The sequence below is a fragment of the Deinococcus wulumuqiensis R12 genome, from assembly GCF_011067105.1.
Classification (GTDB): Bacteria; Deinococcota; Deinococci; order Deinococcales; family Deinococcaceae; genus Deinococcus; species Deinococcus wulumuqiensis.
The window spans coordinates 818,433-835,463 of the sequence record NZ_CP049357.1; the positions used below are offsets into that span (position 1 = coordinate 818,433).

Here is a 17,031-nt window from a genome sequence, read left to right on the forward strand (position 1 = left end):
GCCCCGCTTCCTACCGCAGGACGAACGCCGCCGCGTCCTTGGGCGGAAGGCTGAGGTGCAGATACCCGCCCTTGACGCTGACTTTGGCGTCCTGCCCGGCAAAGAGCGTCCGGGTCACGTCCTGCGCGTTCGCCTTCAGGCCCAGCGTACTGAGCTTGAGCGAGTAGGTCTGGCGCTTCAGGCCGCCGTGCCAGGCGACCAGCACGCGCTGATTGCCCTGCTCACGGGTCAGGAGCAGCAGGTCGTCGGCCTGTCGGTCGGGCACTTCGAGCAGCGTCTGCTCGCCCCGGCTGAGGGCCGCGCTCGCCTTTCGCACGGCAATGGCGTCACGGGCCACGTCGTACACGGCCCTTTCGGCGGGGGTCCACTGGGCCTCGAAACGCATGTCGCGCCGGTTGTCGGGGTCGGCGCCGCCCCGCATGGCGATTTCGGTGCCCTGGTAGAGGACGGGCACCCCTTTCAGGGTCAGCAGCGCCCGCAGGCCGTACTTGGTCCGGGCCTGTCCCTCGTCCTCGAAAAAGCTGCCCTGAGCAAAGCGCGGCACGTCGTGGTTGTCGAGAAACAGCGCGACCTCGCCGGGGCGGGCGAGTTCGTTCGAGCGCCGCAGCACCTCGCGCACGTTGACCAGGCTGGACGTGCCCATCACGCTGCCGCGCATCGCCGCTTGCAGGCTGAACAGAAAAAGGCTGTCGAAGCCCTGTTTCTGCCACTCGGCCACCGTTCCCGCGTCGGCGTCGTACCACTCGCCGAGGGTCCACGTTCCGGCGGCGCGGTCCTTTTTCAGCAGGTCGAGAAGAAAAGGCCGCTCCACATGCTTGATGGCGTCGTAGCGAAAACCGTCCACCCCCCGCGCCCGCCAGAAGTCGGCGTTTTCCAGCAGTTGCTGGCGCACGGCGGGCACGCTCTGGCGCAGGTCAGGCAGCCCGGCGAGGGGGCAGTCCACGTCACGGTCCTGGCTGGCGTCGCACTGTGCCTTGCCGTTGAACCATTCCGGATGCTGCCTGACGGCCGGAGCCTCGTAGCCGAAGTGGTTGATGACCTGGTCGAGCACCACCTTCATGCCCGCTTCCTTGGCCGTTTTTATAAAGGTGTCGAAGGTCGCCAGCGAGCCGAAGTGCGGGTCCACCTGCCGGAAATCGGCGGGCCAGTAGCCGTGGTAGGCGGCGGTGTCGAACGAATTGACCGCCTGCTGGCGGTAGACGGGCGTCAGCCACAGCGCCGTCGCGCCGAGCTTCTGGACGTAGGGCAGTTTCTGCGTCAGTCCGGCGAGGTCGCCGCCGTGCCAGGCCCTGGGGTCGCCCCGGTTCACGCCCGCGTTGTTGCCCGGGTCGCCGTCGAAAAAGCGGTCAGGCATCACCTGATAGATGACCTCGCCCTCGAAGCTGGGGGCGGTCTGAGCGCCCGCGACAGAAGCGAGCAGCAGCGCAGGCAGAAGGGATTTGAGCATGCAGGGATGCTAGCTTCCCACGCTCCCATTCACCAGCCCGCACGAAGTCTGTCAGGGGGCGCGTGTCAGGCTGGGGCATGTCGTGGAACCTGCGCTGGGTGGCGGTCGCCTTGCTTTCCCTGTTGCCCCTGGTCGTGGTCGGCCTCGGCTTTTCGGACGCCCCGTGGCTGCCGGAGCACCTGAAAACGTTCCTGGCCCCGCTGAGGCTGCTGTGCCTCGTGCTCTCGCCGCCTTCGCCGGGGTTTTTGGTGTGGGCCTTTTTCTGTTACTGGCTTTTTTTCAGCGACTTGCGTTCGCCCGGCTACGCGCTGCGAATTCGGCTGCTGATTCAGGCGGAGGGCGACCCCCGCGAGACACTGAACACCGCGTGGCTCAGGGACTTCGACCTGCACGCGGCCCGCCGCCAGGGAAAGCGGGACGCGGCGGCAGAACAGGCCGAGCGCGACCTGCTGGCGACCCGGCTGCGCGAGGTGTCGGTCCGGTTGCTGGACGCCCGGCCCTGGTGGACCTACGGCAAAGCCGAGCGGGTGCGCCTGCCCTATGCCCGTGCCCAGGCGCAATACCAGCGCTGGTACACGCTGTCGCAAAGTCAGGAACATGCCCCCGGAGCCTTGCGGCAGGGGGAAGAGTCACTGGGGGTGGGATACGTGGCGGTTACGGTGATGCTGTACGCCTACGGCAACTTCAAGCCCCCCGCCGACGCCGCACACGAAATCGAGGCGTGGCTGCTGGGTCTGACCGACACCTTCCTGCCCTTCGTGGGGGGAGTCGCGGTGGACTGGGCGCCCGAATACGGTCCCGGCGTTCTGAGCGAGGAGCAGGCCACCCTGCTGTTTCCCGACCTGCACAAGCTCTGATAATACGGATTCCGATTGAATCTGGTAGTTTCAGATTCAATCCGACTTGCAAAGCTGCGCAGCAGAGCGGATGCGAGTAGGAAAAAATACGGATTCTGCGATATGGATGCACAGGCGGCGCCTTCCCAACTGTACAGGCCCGACTGTGCAGGAATTAAGCGGAATCCGTATGAGAATCAATGGTTCGTGCAGTTTTGAGGTCACAAAGAAAGACCCACCGAAAATGGGGCTGTGAATACACCGCTTCCAATGGGTCTGATGGCCATCCTACAGCACGTTCTCAGCGCGGTCCCGCTGCGCAAGACGCAGCGGAATTTTCTGACCGTGCTGCTTAGCGTATTTCTCGCTGTTCCTGGACGGCTGAACGTCCTGAACCTCTCCCGATATGCGGCCTGCTCGGAGAGTACGATCCGTCGTTGGCTGCACCGAAGTGACCCCGGGGCCATTCCCTGGGGCGCAGTACACCGGGCGACTGTGAGCACGGCGATTGAGAGTGGGCTGATCAGCCCACTGTGCGTTCTGGCCATCGACGCCTCTTTTCACCGCAAATCTGGTCAGCACACCGCACACCTCGGCTCGTTCTGGAATGGCTGTGCCGCACGGACCGAACGTGGGATCGAGCAATCCTGCTGTGCCCTGATTGACGTCCAGCACCGACAGGCATTTACGGTCGATGTCCGTCAGACCCGGACCGGGTCTGAGGCCCCGAGTCGTCTGGAACAGGCCGCTGACCAGCTGGATGACGTGTTGCTCGATCTCCGGACTGTTCCACGGCTTGATCTGGCCGCTGTGGTTGCGGATGGGAACTATGCGAAAGAATCCATGGTGGAGACCGTGACCGGTCACGGTCTCCCATTCATCTCCAGATTTCCTCGCAACGCCAACCTCAAGTATCTCTATACCGGCGAGCATCCCAGACGACGCGGACGGCCAAAAAAGTTCGACGGCAAGGTGGATTTCAGCGACTTGCAGCGCTTTGACCTCGTTTCTGAAACGTCGACCGAGCGGGTGTGGACTCAGGTGGTCTGGAGCGTGCAGTGGGCGCGAGAAGTGCGTGCAGTCGTCATCCAGCAGGTCGGTAAAAAGGGTCAAGTGACGGGTTACGCGGTGCTGTTCAGCACCGCTGTGACGATGCCCGCTCATGAGATCATGGCGCTGTACCGGAGCCGTTTCGAGATTGAACTGATCTTCCGGGATGCCAAGCAGTTCCTGGGGAGCCAGGATGTGCAACTGCGCTCACAGCAGGGCATTGAAGCGCATTGGAATGTGGTGCTGCTGACCCTGAATCTTTGTCGGCTGGAGGTCCTGCGGGCGGCCGGTGGCGGGCAGGATCTGGTGTTCAGTCTCGAAGACATGAAACGCAGGGCGTATAACGCCCTGCTGGCCCAAGTGATTTTGTCCAAGTTGGATCTCTCGGCCCGCTTTGAAGAATTAGAACATCTGCCGTCCAGTCCGCTAAATTTCGGCCTCAAAGCCGCCTAAAACTGCACGAACCATTGATGAGAATTCCGGCTGACCAGGAAAAGGCTGACCAGCACCATGCCCGGTAAAGGCGTTCTGTCCACGACAGGCGCGATTCGGGCCGGGCGTTCCTCCCAACTCCCCGCACCCTCCCTGAATTCTTCCCTCTGCTGAACCGTGAGCAGATGCTTTAGCGCACCCGCACCCCCTTCGTCGCGGGCTGTTTGCGCAGCCAGTTCAGAAACCGCTGCACGTCCGCGTTTTCCAGCAGGGCGCCCAGACTGGCGTACTCGCCCGCCAGTTCGGCGTTGGTAAAAGTCCGGTGCAGGAACTTGTGACAGGCCGGGCACAGCGCCGCCGTCGGAAGCTCGTGGATGGGCACGCCGCGCCGCCGACCCTGCGATCTGGGAATCAGGTGGTGCTCGGTCAGCACCGGCGTTTCGCGCCCACACAGGGCGCAGCGCGGCGCCTCGCGCGGGGGCGGCGGCCAGTCGGAGGGGGGCAGGCGCCGGGCCATATTCAGGCGGTCAGCACGGCAATGGCCCGGTCCAGCGCCTCGTCGTCCACCTGATGGTGCAGCACGAAGCGCACCGAGTCGTGCCCCAGCGCACTGGCAAGCACGCCTGCTTCGGCCCAGGCGGCGGCGCGGCGTTCGGCCTCGGGAAGCCGGGCATAGATGATGTTGGTCTGTACGGCGGCGAGGTCCACGTCGTAGCCCGCCTCGACCAGGGCGCGGGCCAGCCGCCGGGTCCGCAGGTGGTCACCTTGCAGCCGCGCCGGGCCTTCGCGCACGGCCACCCGCGCCGCCGCCGCCAGGATTCCGGCCTGCCGCATGCCGCCGCCCAGCATCTTGCGGTACCGGTGGGCCTGTTTCATCGCCTGCGCCGAGCCGAGCAGCACGCTGCCCACCGGAGCACCCAGCCCCTTGCTCAGGCAGATGCTCACGGTGTCGAAGTGCCGCGTGATTTCGCGCACGTCCACGCCGAGTTTGACCGCCGCGTTGAACACCCGTGCCCCGTCGAGGTGCAGCGGCAGCCCCTCGGCCTCGGCCACCGCCCGAATCTGCCGGATGACTTCGAGGGGAATGACGGTGCCCCCGGCCTTGTTGTGGGTGTTTTCCAGGCTGATCAGGCCGGTGGGAGACTGGTGGACGCTGCGCCGAATCGCCAGCCGCACGTCTTCAGGACTCGGTACGCCCAGCGGCGCGGGCACGAAGCGCGGCACCACGCCGCTGAAAGCCGCCATCATGCCCAGTTCCCACTCGTAGATGTGGCTGCCCTCGGCGCACACGACCTCCTCGCCCCGGCGGGTGTGCAGGGCAATCGCCACCTGAGATGCTGCGCGACGTACACCATCACCCCAGGGGCGTATAGCTTTGCAGTTCCACACGGTCCCGTTCGCACTGAACAAAGCGGACCTCCAGCAAATCGAGCAGGGCCGCAAACTCCTCATTCGTGGACGCGAGGATGGCTGCCGCGAGGTCAGGGCGGGCGGGCATGGCCACCGGGGCAACCGGGGCCGGGGGAGCCAGCTCCTCCAGGCGGCGCTCAAAGGTCTGGCGGCGCTGGGCGTAGATGGCCCTGTCCACCATGTTGTCCAGATAGAGGTCCAGCAGGGCGTCGAGGCGCTGCGCGATGTCTGCCCGCTCTTTCGCGTGCGGGTCAGGCGGCAACTCCCCCTGCCACGCCAGCGCGAGCTTGAGAGGGTCGGTGGGGTTTGCCACAGCTTCGGCCAGGACATGTCTGGCGTGTTGGTGGAGGGGGGCGACGGGAAAGCAGGGGGAGCGCTTCTGCCACGCCGGGCAGGTGGCCGTGCCGCGCCGCAGGGGAGAGCAAAAGTAGTACTCGTAAAACCGCTTCCGGCCCCGCTGGGAGTCCTTGCGCTGCCCGGCGAGGCCATGCCCGCAGGCGCAGGATAGGTGGCCCGTCAGCGGGTAGAGGTCGGGCCGCCGAAAAACGGAGTTGGCCGAACGGGGGCGTTGCGCGGCCTCCCACTCCTCCCGCGACACCAGCGGCGGGGCCGGAATGACGATCTGCTCCCCCCCGGAACTCTCCCGGAAAATCACCTCGCCGGTCCAGTATCCGGCGTGGGTCACGATGCGCTGCACTTGGTAGACATCCCAGCGCCCAATCAGGCCGTTGCGGGTCGGGACGCCTTCGCGGTTGAGCAGGTCCGCCGTTTGACGGTAGGAGGCCCGGCCCTGGCGAATGATGCGCCGCACCGTCTCGGCGTGCTCATCCTCGACGATTCGGCCCTCCTCGTCAGTCGCCCAGCCCATCCGCAGGTTGTGGGGGTTGTGCGGGTACAGGCCCTGCTGCGCCGCCTGCGTCTTGCCCATCATGGCCCGGTCACGGGTCTGTTCCACCTCCATCTCGGCAAAGCCCGCAAATGTCGTGAGCATCAGGCGTCCGGTGTAGTTGTCGGTGTCGATGTTCTCGCTCAGAAACACCAGCCGGGCGCCTTTTTCGCGGATGCTGTTGACCAGCGTCAGGAGTTGCACGGCCCCGCCGCGTGCCAGTCGCGTAATCGAGAGGATGACCACCACGTCGCCCGGCACGAGGTCAAGCAGCAGCGCTTGGAGGCCGGGGCGGTTGTCGCCGCGCCCGCTGAGGCCCGCGTCTTCGTAGACCACCACGTCGCCCAGCCCCTGATAGGTCGCCCACGCCTGACATTTGGCCTGCTGTGCGCCCAGCGAAAAGCCGTCCACCTGATGCCGCCCAGAAACTCTGATGTACGCGCGGACGGTCACGCCGCCTCCCAGTCGCCCACCGCCACCAAGCCCACCGTCACCAAGGGACGCCCCGGCACAGAAAACAGCGTCAAGCCCTCCCCTCGCGTCGGCGCCCGGTCCCCCACCCAGGCGGGCAGGTAGTAGCCGTAGCTGTAGGCATGGTGAATCGTGCCGCGCACGGCGATAAAGCCAGCGATACGCGCTGACTCGTTGAAATGCACGATGCGCCGCAGGGCCTCGTGCAGATAGACGCGCTGCTGCTGATGCAGCACCCAGACGGCCCGCGCCTCGGTGCCGCAGAGATTGAGCACCGTCTGCACGATGTGGTCCGGCATGGTCAGCAGGTCTTGCCCGTGTTCGGCCAACCGCTCAAGGTGGGCGGGCATGTCGGGCACGCTGCTGTGCCGGTGCAAGATGACCTCCTCATAGCTCGGGGCGCCGTCAAAATCCCGCTCCTGCGTCAGCTTGTGGCTGAGTTCATGCGCCAGAGCGGAGCGGCGGGCCTCGAATTTAAGACCCCGCTGAATGTGAATCTCGCCGCCGACAAGCCGGGAAGCGTCGGCGGGTATGACCACGCAGCCAAAATGCGCGGCCAGCTCCTCCATGTCATCGGCGTACTCGGCCTCGGCGTGCCGGGCCTGCTGATAGCGCAGAAGGTTGTACACGTCGGGGTCCAGACTCACTCGTCACTGTCCTGGGGGTCATAGCCCATCTTTTTCAACGCGGCGAACTCCTGCATCCATTCATCGGGGTTGCTCGGCGTGCGGTGGCGGCTGACATTGGTCATGAACTCCTGCCAGCGCCGCTCTCTCAGGCCAGCAAAGGCGGGCAGGTCGCCGTAAATCTCTGCCGCTTCCCGCAGCGCCTCGGGAATCGGGCGAGGGGCCTTCGGAATGCGGTAGCCCTGGGCGGCGGCAGAGAGGGGGCGGGTGGAGCGGGCTGGAGCATCGAAGACAGCGCTGGGGTTGATGGCCCGAATGTCAGCTTCCGACAGGCGGAGCGTGCGTGCCACCGCCGGGAAATATTTGCTGCGGCCCACATTGTAGACCCCGCCCTCCAACTTGCTGATATAGGACTTGTCGGTCCCGATGGCTTCAGCAAGTTGCTCCTGCGTGATTCCCAGGTCTTCACGGCGTTCGCGGAGAAGTACCCCAGCGGCAGCGGCAGAAAGCATGTCTGGAAAGTCGGTCACTGGCGGTACCCCCTGCGGGGGGCAAGTCTTCAACATCGTCATCATGCCCCCCTTTACGGGGGATATTTGCAAAAGGTTGCAACACCGTGCAAGACCCTATGCAACATGTTGCTATTGGTTGGAGGTTGGAGTATGCTTCTACCTATGGGGCAACTAGCAGAACTCATTAAGGCAAAGCGCTATGACCTGCGCTTGTCCCAGAAGGCATTTGGAGACCGCCTGGGGCTGCAAAATGGCAGTTCCTATATTAGCCGGATTGAAAAGGGGTTAATCGTGCCCTCCCGCGTGCGACTGCACGAGATGGAGCAGGCATTCTCTTTTTTTCCCGGTGAGTTGGAGGATGCTGCATTCTCCGATGAACAGGCGAGAAACAAGGCCGGATAAGCGCCGCGCTCGGAAGCCAAAAAAAGCCCCCGGCAGTGAAGGGCCGGGGAAAGGAAGTCCAGATGACTCACTCCCACTCTAGCAGACCCGGCCTTACCCGCGCTCAACAGGTCGCCGCGCTCATCGAGCGCATCCTCGCCCGCCTCGCTGAACAGGAGCGTGCCGCATGGCCGTCGAACTGAAACTGACCACCGAGCAGCTCAAGGCACTTCTCGAAGCCGCTGACGCGCTGGAGTACCACGTTCCCGGCCTGACCTCGGCCCGCGCTGCGCTGGCGTCGGCGCAGAAGTCGGCGCTGCCCGCCCGCAACCCCGTGACCGGCGCCCGGCCCCTGCGCTACCGGGCAGGCAAGGCGGCGGCGCTGTGAGCTTCCCCACCACCACCGCCCGCGCCCTGCTCGCCCGGCACGGCTTTCAGAGCCAAGACCCCATCCGCCGCGCCTATGAGGAGCGCGACAGCGCGGCCCGCAAGTGCCACGCCGACAGCGGGGAGGCCGAGCGCGTCGCCTACCGCCTGCTCGAAGCCGAGCGCATCCGACTGATTGACGCCACCGGGAGCCGCCATGAGTAAGCGCGAGCGCCTTGAGGAGTTTCTGACCGGGCTGCTGCTGCTCGTCCTGATCTTCAGCCCGTTCTGGATTGCCCGCCTGCTGGCCTGAATCTCCCCCCGGCGTGACGAGGTGCGCCGTTATCCCGCCTCGCTCCACATGGCAGTGATGTTTGGCTGCTGCGCCTGATGACAACCCACAGCAAGACCAATCCGGCACCAGGAGCGGGCACTTATACCAACGGTGCGACCCGCGCCCCGTAAGACCTTTAGGGGCGACTCACCCGCAGAGCGTGACCGGATTGGACAGGCACAGCAGACATGACGCGCTTGAGGGTGACAGCCTCGCGCTACTGCCCCGGGTAGCTCATCACCGGGTCACACACGAAAGAGCCTCTGCGCGGTGAGGACCGCACGGGCCGGGCGCTGGAAGTCGGAAACCTTCAGCGCCCGATACGCCCTCAAGTTTAAGAAGGTTCCCATCCCCCCAGACATGCCACCGGGTATTCAGGCCCGCGCCGGTTCAACCCCGGCAGGTGAGCTACAGCAAAAGCCCCCGCTGGGACGGGGGCGAAAGGGAGAGCTATGGAGAAGTTTACCGAAAAGCCCGCAGTTGGAACGCGGGTGACGCTGCGGAAAGTAGCTGGCGACGCTTGGTATTCCTATTACAGCGGCAAGAGCGGCGCCGTTGTGGGGAGCTACGGAATCACTGGCGAGTGCGTTCTTGTGCGCTTTGATGATGGCGGCAAAGACTACGGCCAGTGGACCTCGCTTGAGCCGGAAGCCACGCCCGCAGTTGCCGCCGCGCCCGAGCCTGCCCCCGAAGTCACCCTGAACGGCCACCGCTACGTGCTCGCGCCTGAGCAGGCTGAGGCGAAAGAGGAGAAGCGGGAGCCGGACTGCGGAGAGATTTGGCGGATGAGCGACGGACGTTTGGTTGCGATTGGGCAAGACCATGACCGCGATACGGAATTAAGGGCTGTCGTACTCAATCCACGTAATCGCGGCGTAATCATCTCGCAGAGTGGGGCAGCAGCAGACCGTCAGCTTAAGGACGGCAAGCTGACTTTCGCCTACCCCAGCCTCGCCGCCGCCATCGAAGCGGGCGAGACGTTCAAGTAAGCCCCACCGCCCGCCTCAGCGCGGGCCTTCCCATCCCCGCTGAGCCAGGACAGGCATACGCGGGGGTTTCAGTCCTGGCGGACGAAAAGCTACCGGGTGGGGGAGGCGAACCCCCCGCCCCATACGCCGCCGACGCCCGAGCAAGGGCAGAGGGGGCAACGACAGCGCGGCCCGCGCAAGAGGGCAAAAGAAAGCCCCTGGGGGAAAGCCAGGGGAAAGGAAGGTGCGTATGGAAGATACACCAAGCCTCAGTGACGTGCTGAGGGAACTGGACCGGGACAACCCGGTGGCGGCGCTGGTTATCCGCGAGGAACTGAACAGGCGCCTCACGCTGGAGCAGTGGCGGGCCATCTGGAAGGACGTGGAGCGCGAAGCGGATGACATTTTCGGCAAGAGGAGGGTGGCATGAACCAGTTGCACCTGACCGGCCCGCTCGGGCAGCGAATCAGCGTGGAGTGCACCGACTACGCTGACAGTCTCAGCAAGATGCGCGAATGGGGCGCCAAAGGGTTTGTCAGCGGCGAGATTCCCGCTGGTGGCTACCAACTGCCCTACAGCATGGCAGACACCTTCGATTGGGCGCTTATCGGGGCGCGGAAGTGGACGACGCCGGAGGGTGAGGACGTGGTGCTACATGGGGGCAAGTCCTACAAGCGCCGCGACCTGGAAGCCAACCCGAGAAAGAGCATGCCCGCCGTCATCAAGTACAGCCGGGGGGCCAAGAGCAGCGACCCGGAACACCTGAAGGAAGGCGAGGACGGCGGCTTTCAGTACGTCACCCTCGCCGTGTTCCGGGGAGACCGCCAGAGCATCCCCGACTACGAGGTGCCCGCCCAGCGGCGGCAGCCCCAGCAACGGGCACAGAGCCATCAGGAGCCGCCGACCCTCCAGGGCATCGGTGAGGAGCGGGCCTCGAGGCTGGAAACCGCCTGCGCGGGCCTGCTGGCGGCAACCAAGTTTGAGGGCCGCAGCATCCTCGACATTGCACGGCGCGTCCTGAAGCTGCCTGAGCTGGTGACGTTGGCCGACCTGACCGAGCAGCAGGGCAAAGACCTGCACACCCGGTGCAAGGCAGAGGCCGACAAGAACGCCGCCTGACCACAACTTCATTCAAAAGAAGCGCCGCCTCGTGTTCAGACGAGGCGGCGCTGAGGTTTCTATGTCTGGAACAAAGATAGCACCTTTTTTTCAAGCCGACGACATCTGGGAGAGCAAGCTCGTTTGCCCCGCTTGCGGGTACGACTACAACCACGTCCTTCCGCACCCCTTCAACGCCCCTGGCCATGACCAGGGCGCGGCGGGCTGGGGTGGACGGGGCGACCTGTACACGCTGCCCGTCTGGGGCGAGTGCGGGCATGTCTGGGGCGTCCAATTCGGCTTTCACAAGGGGCAGACCTTCCTGATGGCCGGACTGCTCACTGCAAAAGAACTGGAGTACGACGAGGCGCTTGCCTTCGTCAAGGCACAGGGGAAAAAATGAACCATGCATACGATGCCGCCCTGATGCTGCGGCGGGCCAATTACTACGTCGGCAACCTTGCTTTCGCCATCACGCCCGTCAAGTACGGCGAGAAAAACCCCGTTTTTGGCCGGGGCTGGAACAAGCGCGAGAACCTGCTCACCACCACCGAGCAGGTCTCGCAGTGGTACGCCCAGGCCCACAACATCGGGGTTCACCTGGGGGCCTCCGGCATCAACAGCCTAGACATTGACGACATGGACTTGGCCCGCGCTGCCTTCCAAGAAGCCGGGCTGAGTCTGGACGACATTCTTGAGCAGCATCCACACGTCATTCAGGGGGCGGGCTACCGCCTGTGGTTCCTGGCGGGGGAGGACGACCCCATTCAGTCCCGCCGCTTCCTGAACGTGAACGACGAAACGGCCTATGAGATTCGCGGCGGGGATGGGTTTCAGGACGTGGCGCCGGGCAGTTTGCACCCGAACGGCTACGAGTACCGCTGGACCAAAGGCGCCCCCCGAAGCCGCAGTGACCTTCCGCAGACCCCCGCGTGGCTGTACGCCCTTTATGAACACCTCGCTGAGCGCACGGACAAGCCCGTGACGCCCGCTCCGAAGGGAGAGCGGCGGGAGTACACCGGGCCGAGCGTCATTGAGGCGTACAACGCCCGCTACACGGTTCAGGAGGTCTTGGAGCGCAGCGGGTACAAGCGGCGCGGCAACCGCTACCTCAGCCCGAACAGCAAAACCAAGCTGGCGGGCATCGAGATTTATCAGGACGGGAGCAAGAGCCGGGCGGTCAGCTACCACGCCTCGGACTTCTGGGCAGACAAGAAGGGGCATGACGCCTTTGACCTCTTCACCTTGCTCGAACATGACGGGGACTTCACCCGCGCCCTGAGTGCCGCCCGGCATGAGTTGGGCATGGACACCCCGGCCCCGCAGGACACCACCTCGCCCGAATGGACCCCCGAGCAGGTTCAAGCGGCCTGGGAGGTTCACAGTGCATCGGTTCTGGAACGGGCCGCAAACATCCTCGGCGCCCAGATGCACCACCGGGCCTTGCAAGCGGTGGTGGACCTCTTGGGCTGGGCCTACCAGTCAGCAGCGGAAGGGCACCTGAAGCAAACGCCGAAAGGCGAATGGGCGGTACAGGTCGGAGGCGTCAAGGGCTTTGCCGCGCTGCTGGGCTGCCACCCCTCCGACCTCCGAGCGCGGCTGGACATGCTGAGTGACCGGGGCTTCCTTCGCACCTCCCGCGTCAACCCGAGTGACCCCCAGTCGGGCGTGCAGATTCTGTTGCCCACCGACCCGCTGACCCTCCCCTTTCTTGCCCAGCAACAGGAGGCATCCAAAAGCCCTTTGAGGCCCCGGACCCGCGAGATCAAGCGGGACAGAACGTTATCCGCCCCCCCTATAAAGAGCATGGCTAAAGCCGGGGGGCGGATAAAGAAAACACCGTCCCTGCGGGCACTTTTGCGGGTGGCCCTGGTCCTGGCCCAGCACCCCGGCCTGGACCTGAAAGCCCTGGCGGGGCGACTGCACATGAGGCGCGACACCCTGCGCCGCAAGCTGTCTGAACTGGACGCCCTGGGCTACCTGACGACGGGCGGCGCCCTGCGCTGCACCTTCGCTCAGTTCTTTGCCGACGCTCGGGCCGAGGGTGCCGACGCCGCCTTCCTGCGGGTGTCCTCGGTGCTGGAGAGTCAGAAGTCCTACTTTGAGCGCGAGTTGCTTCTGTCCCGCCTGCGCGGGGAGCGGGTGCCCCTGCGCCTCCAACGCCGCCTGACACGAACAGTGGACCGCCTGGACCGCTTGTCGAACGGCGAGATGCCTCACATGGTTCTGGGGGTGGCCTGATGCCGACGGCTGAGGAGTTGGGGCGGGAGCCGGGACGTTGCGGCTCCTGTGTTCGCTGGGAGCCGGACGAATACGGCATGGGCTTATGCCCCCTGGGTCGAAAGGCGCACGGGTGGCTTGACGGCAACCCGGAGGCGCCCGTCATCTGCTCAGTGCACCACCAGTGCGGGGCGTACCGGGGCAAGGGCTGGAGAGCCAAAAGGCGGGATGCATGACCGACTTCACCCTGCGCCCCTATCAGGAGGCGGCCATCAACGGCGTACAGGCAGAGTTCAAGCGGGGCCGGAAACAGGTCATGCTGTCCATGCCCACCGGGGCGGGCAAAACCTTGACCGCTTCGGAGATGCTTGGCCGCAGCCACGCCAAAGGCAAGACGATGCTGTGGCTGACGGACCGTGAGGAACTGGCAGACCAAGCCTCCGATGCCTTTGACCGCGTGGGCATTCCCCACAGCTACATCATGGCCGGAGAGTCGGCAGACCGCTTGGGCCGGGCTTTCGTCGGCACCATTCAGAGCTTCCTTGCTTGGCGCCGCAAGGATGCCACTGGGGAATCCCGCAAATGGACGCCTGAGAAGGTGGACTTCATCGTGATTGACGAGGCCCACCGCACCCAGTCGCGCAGCTTTCAACTGATGCTCGCGGAGTACCCGGACGCCTTTGTCCTGGGGCTGTCCGCCACCCCCATGCGCGGGGACGGGCAGGGCCTGGGCAAGACGTACCGGAGCCTCGTGGTGCCCGTGACCATGCGGGAGCTGCTCGATGAGGGCGTTCTGGTCACGCCCCGGTACTTTGTGCCCCCACAGGCGGAGTACACCAAGCTCCAGCGCATCAAGACGGGCGACTTCAGCAGCGCCGAGCTGAGCGCCTGGGCAGAAGCCAATCCGCAACTCGTGGGCGACGCGGTAGAGAATTTCGCCCGCATCTGCCCGTCTGACCGCTTCCTGGCCTTTCCGCCCGACATCAAGACCTCGCTGGCGCTGCGGGACCGCATGAACGCGGCGGGGTTTTCCTGCATTCACATTGACGGCAACACGCCCAAGCCAGAGCGCCGCCGCCTGATGCAAGCCTTCAGGGACGGTGAGTATCAGGGCATGACCTCAGTCAATATCGCCATTGAGGGGCTGGACGTGCCGGACGTGGTGACGGCCATCAACATGCGCCCCACCAAATCCGAGCGTATCTGGGTTCAGATGGTGGGCCGCGTGCTGAGAAGCGCCCCCGGCAAGACGTTTGGGCGCATCCTTGACCACGCGGGCGGGCTAGCCATGTTCGGTCCTGCGGAGGACTTCGTGCCCCCTGAGCTGCACAGCAAGGAAGGCAAAAAATCCGAGGGCAGCAAGAGCCGCAAGAAGCCCAAAGATGAAAAAAAGCAGTTCCCCTGCGAGGGGCTGTTGCCCACCGGAGACGCTTGTTGCGCCGTTCTCATCGGGACGCACGTCTGCCCCGAGTGCGGCCATGAGCATCACTTTGAGCAGGCCCCGGACCACGCCTCATTCATTCCGGGCGAGTTGGAGGAACTGACGGCAGAGGGGCAGCAGCAACACGCCTATGACCTGAACGAGCGCAAACGGTGGTACGCCGAGTTCCTGGGCTACTGCCAGAACCGGGGCAAGTCGCCCGGTGCGGCCTACTACCTCTATCTCGAAAAGTTCAAGGAAAAGCCGCCCTACGCTTGGCGCGAGTTCAACCCCAAAGCCCCCTCATCGGAGGTGCTGGCCTACTGCAAAAGCCGGGCCATCGCCTACGCAAAGGGGATGCAAAAGCGCCAGTCGCGGGCTGCCTAAACCCCACAAATTTAAGGACACACCATGCAAAACACCGCATTCGCCGGGGCCGCTGCGCCCCGGTTGTACGTGCTGCACCATCTGGAGTGGAACATCGAGGTGGGCCGCCCCTTCATCGCCCCGCCCGCTGAGCTGCCGGAGCGCCTGCTCGGCTTTGCCCGCTACGGCCTGACCGCCGACGCCCGCGCCGAGCTGAGCGGGTGCCTGAGCGAGATGGGCGGCACGGGCACCCACAGCGCCCGGACGTGCTGCTGGCAGTTGATTTCGGAGCCGCTGGGGGTGAGGGGATGACGGGGGAAGTGATTCTGGGGGATTGCTTAAAAGTGATGAAGCGCTTTCCTGACGGTCACTTTGATTCCGTCATTGTGGACCCGCCCTACGGCACCACCGCGCTTGACTTCGACCAGACGCCGATTGACTGGGCGGCATGGTGGGCTGAGGTTCACCGCGTCACCAAAGAAACCGCCGTCATCGTGTGCTTTGCCGCCGACCTGTTCACGGTGGACCTGATTCAGAGCAACCGCAAAAACTACCGTTACCGGCTGGTGTGGGAAAAGACCATGCCCACCGGGTTTCTGGACGCCAACCGCAGGCCGCTGCGGGCGCATGAGGACATCCTGATTTTTGCGCGGCGGTTCAAGGGCAGCACGTACAACCCGCAGAAGACGGCGGGGGAGCCATACGGGAAGCCGGTTCGTAGCAGCGCCAATCATTACAGCGCCTCCCAAAACATCCTCTCCGAAAATCCGACAGGCGAGCGCCACCCGACCACCGTTCTCAAGTGCGCCAATCCCAATAACAGCACCGAACACCCCACCCAGAAACCCGAGGATTTACTTATGTGGCTGGTCAGTTCCTACAGCCTGCCGGGTGACAAAATCCTCGACCCGTTTATGGGGAGCGGGACAACAGGGGCCGCCGCCCTCAAGCTGGGGCGTCAGTTCGTGGGGATTGAGTTGGACGAAAAGTATTACCACGTTGCCAAGCGGCGTATCGAAGCGGCACACGCCCAGCCCGCCCTGCTAGGAGTCTCATGACCCCCGCCTACCACCTCGCCCACCCCTCCGCCCCCGACCCCATCCGCCTCCACTTCGACCACCCCAGCACCCTCCACTGCGCCTTCGCCCTGTGTCTGCCGCCGAGCCTGCGCCGCCGCCTGAGCCATCAGGAGGAACGCGCCCTGCTCGGCGGGCTGACGGCGTGCCCGGAGCGCGGGACGTGGCAGGCCGGGGCATGGACGCTGACGCGACTGGGGGAGGGGGAATGAGCGAGATCACGCACCCTGCCCCCGCGCAGTCCCTCTCGCTGGAGGAGCGCCGGGACCGCCTGAGCCTGCAAGACGCCACCCTGACCACGCAGCGCAAGGTGTTTGCCCGCGACCTCCACAAGCTGAAAAAGGACTGGGGGCTGCTCTACCCGAAAGGCACGGCGCGGCAGTTCATCCTCTGGTTCTGCCAGGGCGAGTATCAGGCCCGCCTCTACAGCTACCTCGACGCCGGGGCCGCCGCCGCGCATGGCCTCGACGACGAGCACCTGCACTTCGGGGAGTTGGCTGAGCGCGGCAAACGTCTGCTCGCCGGGGAAAGCCCGGAGGAGATTCGCGCCGCGCCTGCCGCTCGCAGTGAGACGACGACCATCCGCCTCAACCGCGAAACGGCGGACGCGCTCGCCCTGGTCACCTCGGAAATGTCAGAAGCTGACAACCTGACCCGGCAAGAACAGGTCGAAGTCGCCGTGACCGCGTTCGTGGCAGCAGGCGAGACGGTGCAGCGGGCGATGGTCCGCGCCGCCAACACGGGCGAGAATCCCCTCGACGCGCTGGTGCGGGCGATAGATGACCGAAGGGACTACCGAGCCGTGCTCAAGCGCCAGCCGTGCTCAAGTTGCGGCTACTCCGGCCCGGACATTGAGTTGCATCACTTGCGCTTAGAAGCCAACGAACGCTACCGCACGCACGACTACCTCACACCCTTGTGTGGGCGATGCCATACCGCCCGCCCTGGCGACAGCACCGACAGCATCCACGCCCGCCCGCTCGCTGACCTGCTGAACGACGCGGCCTTCTGGCGCAACTCGTTCCGCGCCGTGAGTACCGCCGCCGAAGCCACCCGGCAAGCCGAAAAAGACGGCGACTGAACCCAGCCCCACCGCGCCCCGGCCCTCCCGCTGGGGCGCTGGCCTATGCCA

20 protein-coding genes and 1 pseudogene are annotated in these 17,031 nt (G+C 65.0%); 15 read left to right on the forward strand and 6 right to left on the reverse strand.

From position 1 onward, the window contains the following. Positions 1-10: 10 nt before the first annotated feature. Entirely contained in the window at positions 11-1,447 is a 1,437-nt protein-coding gene (locus G6R31_RS03915) for an alpha-amylase family glycosyl hydrolase (protein ID WP_017871828.1), read from the reverse strand. Positions 1,448-1,524: 77 nt separating this feature from the next. Here G6R31_RS03915 and G6R31_RS03920 point away from each other — a divergent pair, with 77 nt between their 5' ends. Both G6R31_RS03920 and G6R31_RS03925 read left to right on the forward strand, forming a co-directional pair. Next, the gene (locus G6R31_RS03920) at positions 1,525-2,304 is read left to right on the forward strand and encodes a DUF1517 domain-containing protein (protein ID WP_017871827.1); all 780 of its coding nucleotides are present in this window, start codon (positions 1,525-1,527) and stop codon (positions 2,302-2,304) included. 249 nt (positions 2,305-2,553) lie between these two features. Further along, positions 2,554-3,786, forward strand: a complete 1,233-nt coding sequence (locus tag G6R31_RS03925; protein WP_164993954.1) for a transposase — start codon at positions 2,554-2,556, stop codon at positions 3,784-3,786. 169 nt (positions 3,787-3,955) lie between these two features. Here G6R31_RS03925 and G6R31_RS03930 read toward each other — a convergent pair whose 3' ends face one another. The 5 genes and pseudogenes from G6R31_RS03930 to G6R31_RS03950 all read right to left on the reverse strand — a co-directional run bounded on the left by G6R31_RS03930 (position 3,956) and on the right by G6R31_RS03950 (position 7,688). Further along, positions 3,956-4,282 carry an HNH endonuclease gene (locus G6R31_RS03930; protein ID WP_017870044.1) on the reverse strand — a complete coding sequence of 109 codons (327 nt, stop codon included), beginning with the start codon at positions 4,280-4,282 and terminating at the stop codon, positions 3,956-3,958. 2 nt (positions 4,283-4,284) lie between these two features. Beyond that, positions 4,285-5,100, reverse strand: a pseudogene (locus G6R31_RS03935) (threonine aldolase family protein); the annotation flags it as partial. Positions 5,101-5,119: 19 nt separating this feature from the next. Next, a complete protein-coding gene (locus G6R31_RS03940) occupies positions 5,120-6,514 on the reverse strand; it encodes a recombinase family protein (protein ID WP_081608226.1) in 1,395 nt (464 codons plus the stop codon). After that, positions 6,511-7,179: a hypothetical protein gene (locus G6R31_RS03945; protein WP_017870041.1), complete on the reverse strand. Its 669-nt coding sequence runs from the start codon at positions 7,177-7,179 to the stop codon at positions 6,511-6,513. The genes G6R31_RS03940 and G6R31_RS03945 overlap by 4 nt, the downstream gene beginning before the upstream one ends. Continuing rightward, positions 7,176-7,688, reverse strand: coding sequence for a helix-turn-helix domain-containing protein (locus G6R31_RS03950; RefSeq protein ID WP_017870040.1), 513 nt, complete (start codon positions 7,686-7,688; stop codon positions 7,176-7,178). The genes G6R31_RS03945 and G6R31_RS03950 overlap by 4 nt, the downstream gene beginning before the upstream one ends. Before the next feature lie 144 nt (positions 7,689-7,832). Here G6R31_RS03950 and G6R31_RS03955 point away from each other — a divergent pair, with 144 nt between their 5' ends. The 13 genes from G6R31_RS03955 (at position 7,833) to G6R31_RS04015 (ending at position 16,980) form a co-directional block, all read left to right on the forward strand. Further along, a complete protein-coding gene (locus G6R31_RS03955) occupies positions 7,833-8,072 on the forward strand; it encodes a helix-turn-helix domain-containing protein (protein WP_025566654.1) in 240 nt (79 codons plus the stop codon). A 166-nt stretch (positions 8,073-8,238) separates the two neighbouring features. Then, positions 8,239-8,439, forward strand: coding sequence for a hypothetical protein (locus G6R31_RS03960; protein WP_017870038.1), 201 nt, complete (start codon positions 8,239-8,241; stop codon positions 8,437-8,439). Further along, complete coding sequence (locus tag G6R31_RS03965; protein WP_017870037.1) at positions 8,436-8,642, forward strand: hypothetical protein; 207 nt, start codon at positions 8,436-8,438, stop codon at positions 8,640-8,642. The genes G6R31_RS03960 and G6R31_RS03965 overlap by 4 nt, the downstream gene beginning before the upstream one ends. 561 nt (positions 8,643-9,203) lie before the next feature. Next, positions 9,204-9,740, forward strand: a complete 537-nt coding sequence (locus tag G6R31_RS03970) for a hypothetical protein (protein WP_017870034.1) — start codon at positions 9,204-9,206, stop codon at positions 9,738-9,740. Positions 9,741-9,969: 229 nt separating this feature from the next. After that, entirely contained in the window at positions 9,970-10,149 is a 180-nt protein-coding gene (locus tag G6R31_RS03975; protein ID WP_017870033.1) for a hypothetical protein, read from the forward strand. Next, entirely contained in the window at positions 10,146-10,838 is a 693-nt protein-coding gene (locus tag G6R31_RS03980; protein WP_017870032.1) for a single-stranded DNA-binding protein, read from the forward strand. The genes G6R31_RS03975 and G6R31_RS03980 overlap by 4 nt, the downstream gene beginning before the upstream one ends. Before the next feature lie 61 nt (positions 10,839-10,899). Next, entirely contained in the window at positions 10,900-11,220 is a 321-nt protein-coding gene (locus G6R31_RS03985; protein WP_017870031.1) for a hypothetical protein, read from the forward strand. Beyond that, positions 11,217-13,058, forward strand: coding sequence for a bifunctional DNA primase/polymerase (locus G6R31_RS03990; RefSeq protein ID WP_017870030.1), 1,842 nt, complete (start codon positions 11,217-11,219; stop codon positions 13,056-13,058). Before G6R31_RS03985 ends, G6R31_RS03990 begins: the two co-directional genes overlap by 4 nt. Positions 13,059-13,269: 211 nt before the next feature. After that, positions 13,270-14,844, forward strand: a complete 1,575-nt coding sequence (locus G6R31_RS03995) for a DEAD/DEAH box helicase (protein WP_017870029.1) — start codon at positions 13,270-13,272, stop codon at positions 14,842-14,844. Positions 14,845-14,868: 24 nt separating this feature from the next. Beyond that, positions 14,869-15,135, forward strand: a complete 267-nt coding sequence (locus G6R31_RS04000) for a hypothetical protein (protein ID WP_017870028.1) — start codon at positions 14,869-14,871, stop codon at positions 15,133-15,135. A gap of 35 nt (positions 15,136-15,170) precedes the next feature. Then, on the forward strand, positions 15,171-15,881 hold the full coding sequence (locus G6R31_RS04005; RefSeq protein ID WP_017870027.1) for a DNA-methyltransferase: 711 nt from the start codon (positions 15,171-15,173) through the stop codon (positions 15,879-15,881). Then, positions 15,878-16,111 (forward strand): hypothetical protein, encoded by a 234-nt coding sequence (locus G6R31_RS04010; RefSeq protein ID WP_017870026.1) that lies wholly within the window; start codon positions 15,878-15,880, stop codon positions 16,109-16,111. The genes G6R31_RS04005 and G6R31_RS04010 overlap by 4 nt, the downstream gene beginning before the upstream one ends. Beyond that, entirely contained in the window at positions 16,108-16,980 is an 873-nt protein-coding gene (locus G6R31_RS04015) for a hypothetical protein (RefSeq protein WP_017870025.1), read from the forward strand. The genes G6R31_RS04010 and G6R31_RS04015 overlap by 4 nt, the downstream gene beginning before the upstream one ends. Positions 16,981-17,031: the final 51 nt, after the last annotated feature.

Bases quoted from the DNA above. Each gene is read 5' to 3' on its own strand.
- G6R31_RS03915 (WP_017871828.1), bottom strand. From the start codon at position 1,447: ATGCTCAAATCCCTTCTGCCTGCGCTGCTGCTCGCTTCTGTCGCGGGC.
- G6R31_RS03920 (WP_017871827.1), top strand. From the start codon at position 1,525: ATGTCGTGGAACCTGCGCTGGGTGGCGGTCGCCTTGCTTTCCCTGTTG.
- G6R31_RS03925 (WP_164993954.1), top strand. From the start codon at position 2,554: ATGGGTCTGATGGCCATCCTACAGCACGTTCTCAGCGCGGTCCCGCTG.
- G6R31_RS03930 (WP_017870044.1), bottom strand. From the start codon at position 4,282: ATGGCCCGGCGCCTGCCCCCCTCCGACTGGCCGCCGCCCCCGCGCGAG.
- G6R31_RS03955 (WP_025566654.1), top strand. From the start codon at position 7,833: ATGGGGCAACTAGCAGAACTCATTAAGGCAAAGCGCTATGACCTGCGC.
- G6R31_RS03960 (WP_017870038.1), top strand. From the start codon at position 8,239: ATGGCCGTCGAACTGAAACTGACCACCGAGCAGCTCAAGGCACTTCTC.
- G6R31_RS03970 (WP_017870034.1), top strand. From the start codon at position 9,204: ATGGAGAAGTTTACCGAAAAGCCCGCAGTTGGAACGCGGGTGACGCTG.
- G6R31_RS03975 (WP_017870033.1), top strand. From the start codon at position 9,970: ATGGAAGATACACCAAGCCTCAGTGACGTGCTGAGGGAACTGGACCGG.
- G6R31_RS03980 (WP_017870032.1), top strand. From the start codon at position 10,146: ATGAACCAGTTGCACCTGACCGGCCCGCTCGGGCAGCGAATCAGCGTG.
- G6R31_RS03985 (WP_017870031.1), top strand. From the start codon at position 10,900: ATGTCTGGAACAAAGATAGCACCTTTTTTTCAAGCCGACGACATCTGG.
- G6R31_RS03990 (WP_017870030.1), top strand. From the start codon at position 11,217: ATGAACCATGCATACGATGCCGCCCTGATGCTGCGGCGGGCCAATTAC.
- G6R31_RS03995 (WP_017870029.1), top strand. From the start codon at position 13,270: ATGACCGACTTCACCCTGCGCCCCTATCAGGAGGCGGCCATCAACGGC.
- G6R31_RS04000 (WP_017870028.1), top strand. From the start codon at position 14,869: ATGCAAAACACCGCATTCGCCGGGGCCGCTGCGCCCCGGTTGTACGTG.
- G6R31_RS04005 (WP_017870027.1), top strand. From the start codon at position 15,171: ATGAAGCGCTTTCCTGACGGTCACTTTGATTCCGTCATTGTGGACCCG.
- G6R31_RS04010 (WP_017870026.1), top strand. From the start codon at position 15,878: ATGACCCCCGCCTACCACCTCGCCCACCCCTCCGCCCCCGACCCCATC.
- G6R31_RS04015 (WP_017870025.1), top strand. From the start codon at position 16,108: ATGAGCGAGATCACGCACCCTGCCCCCGCGCAGTCCCTCTCGCTGGAG.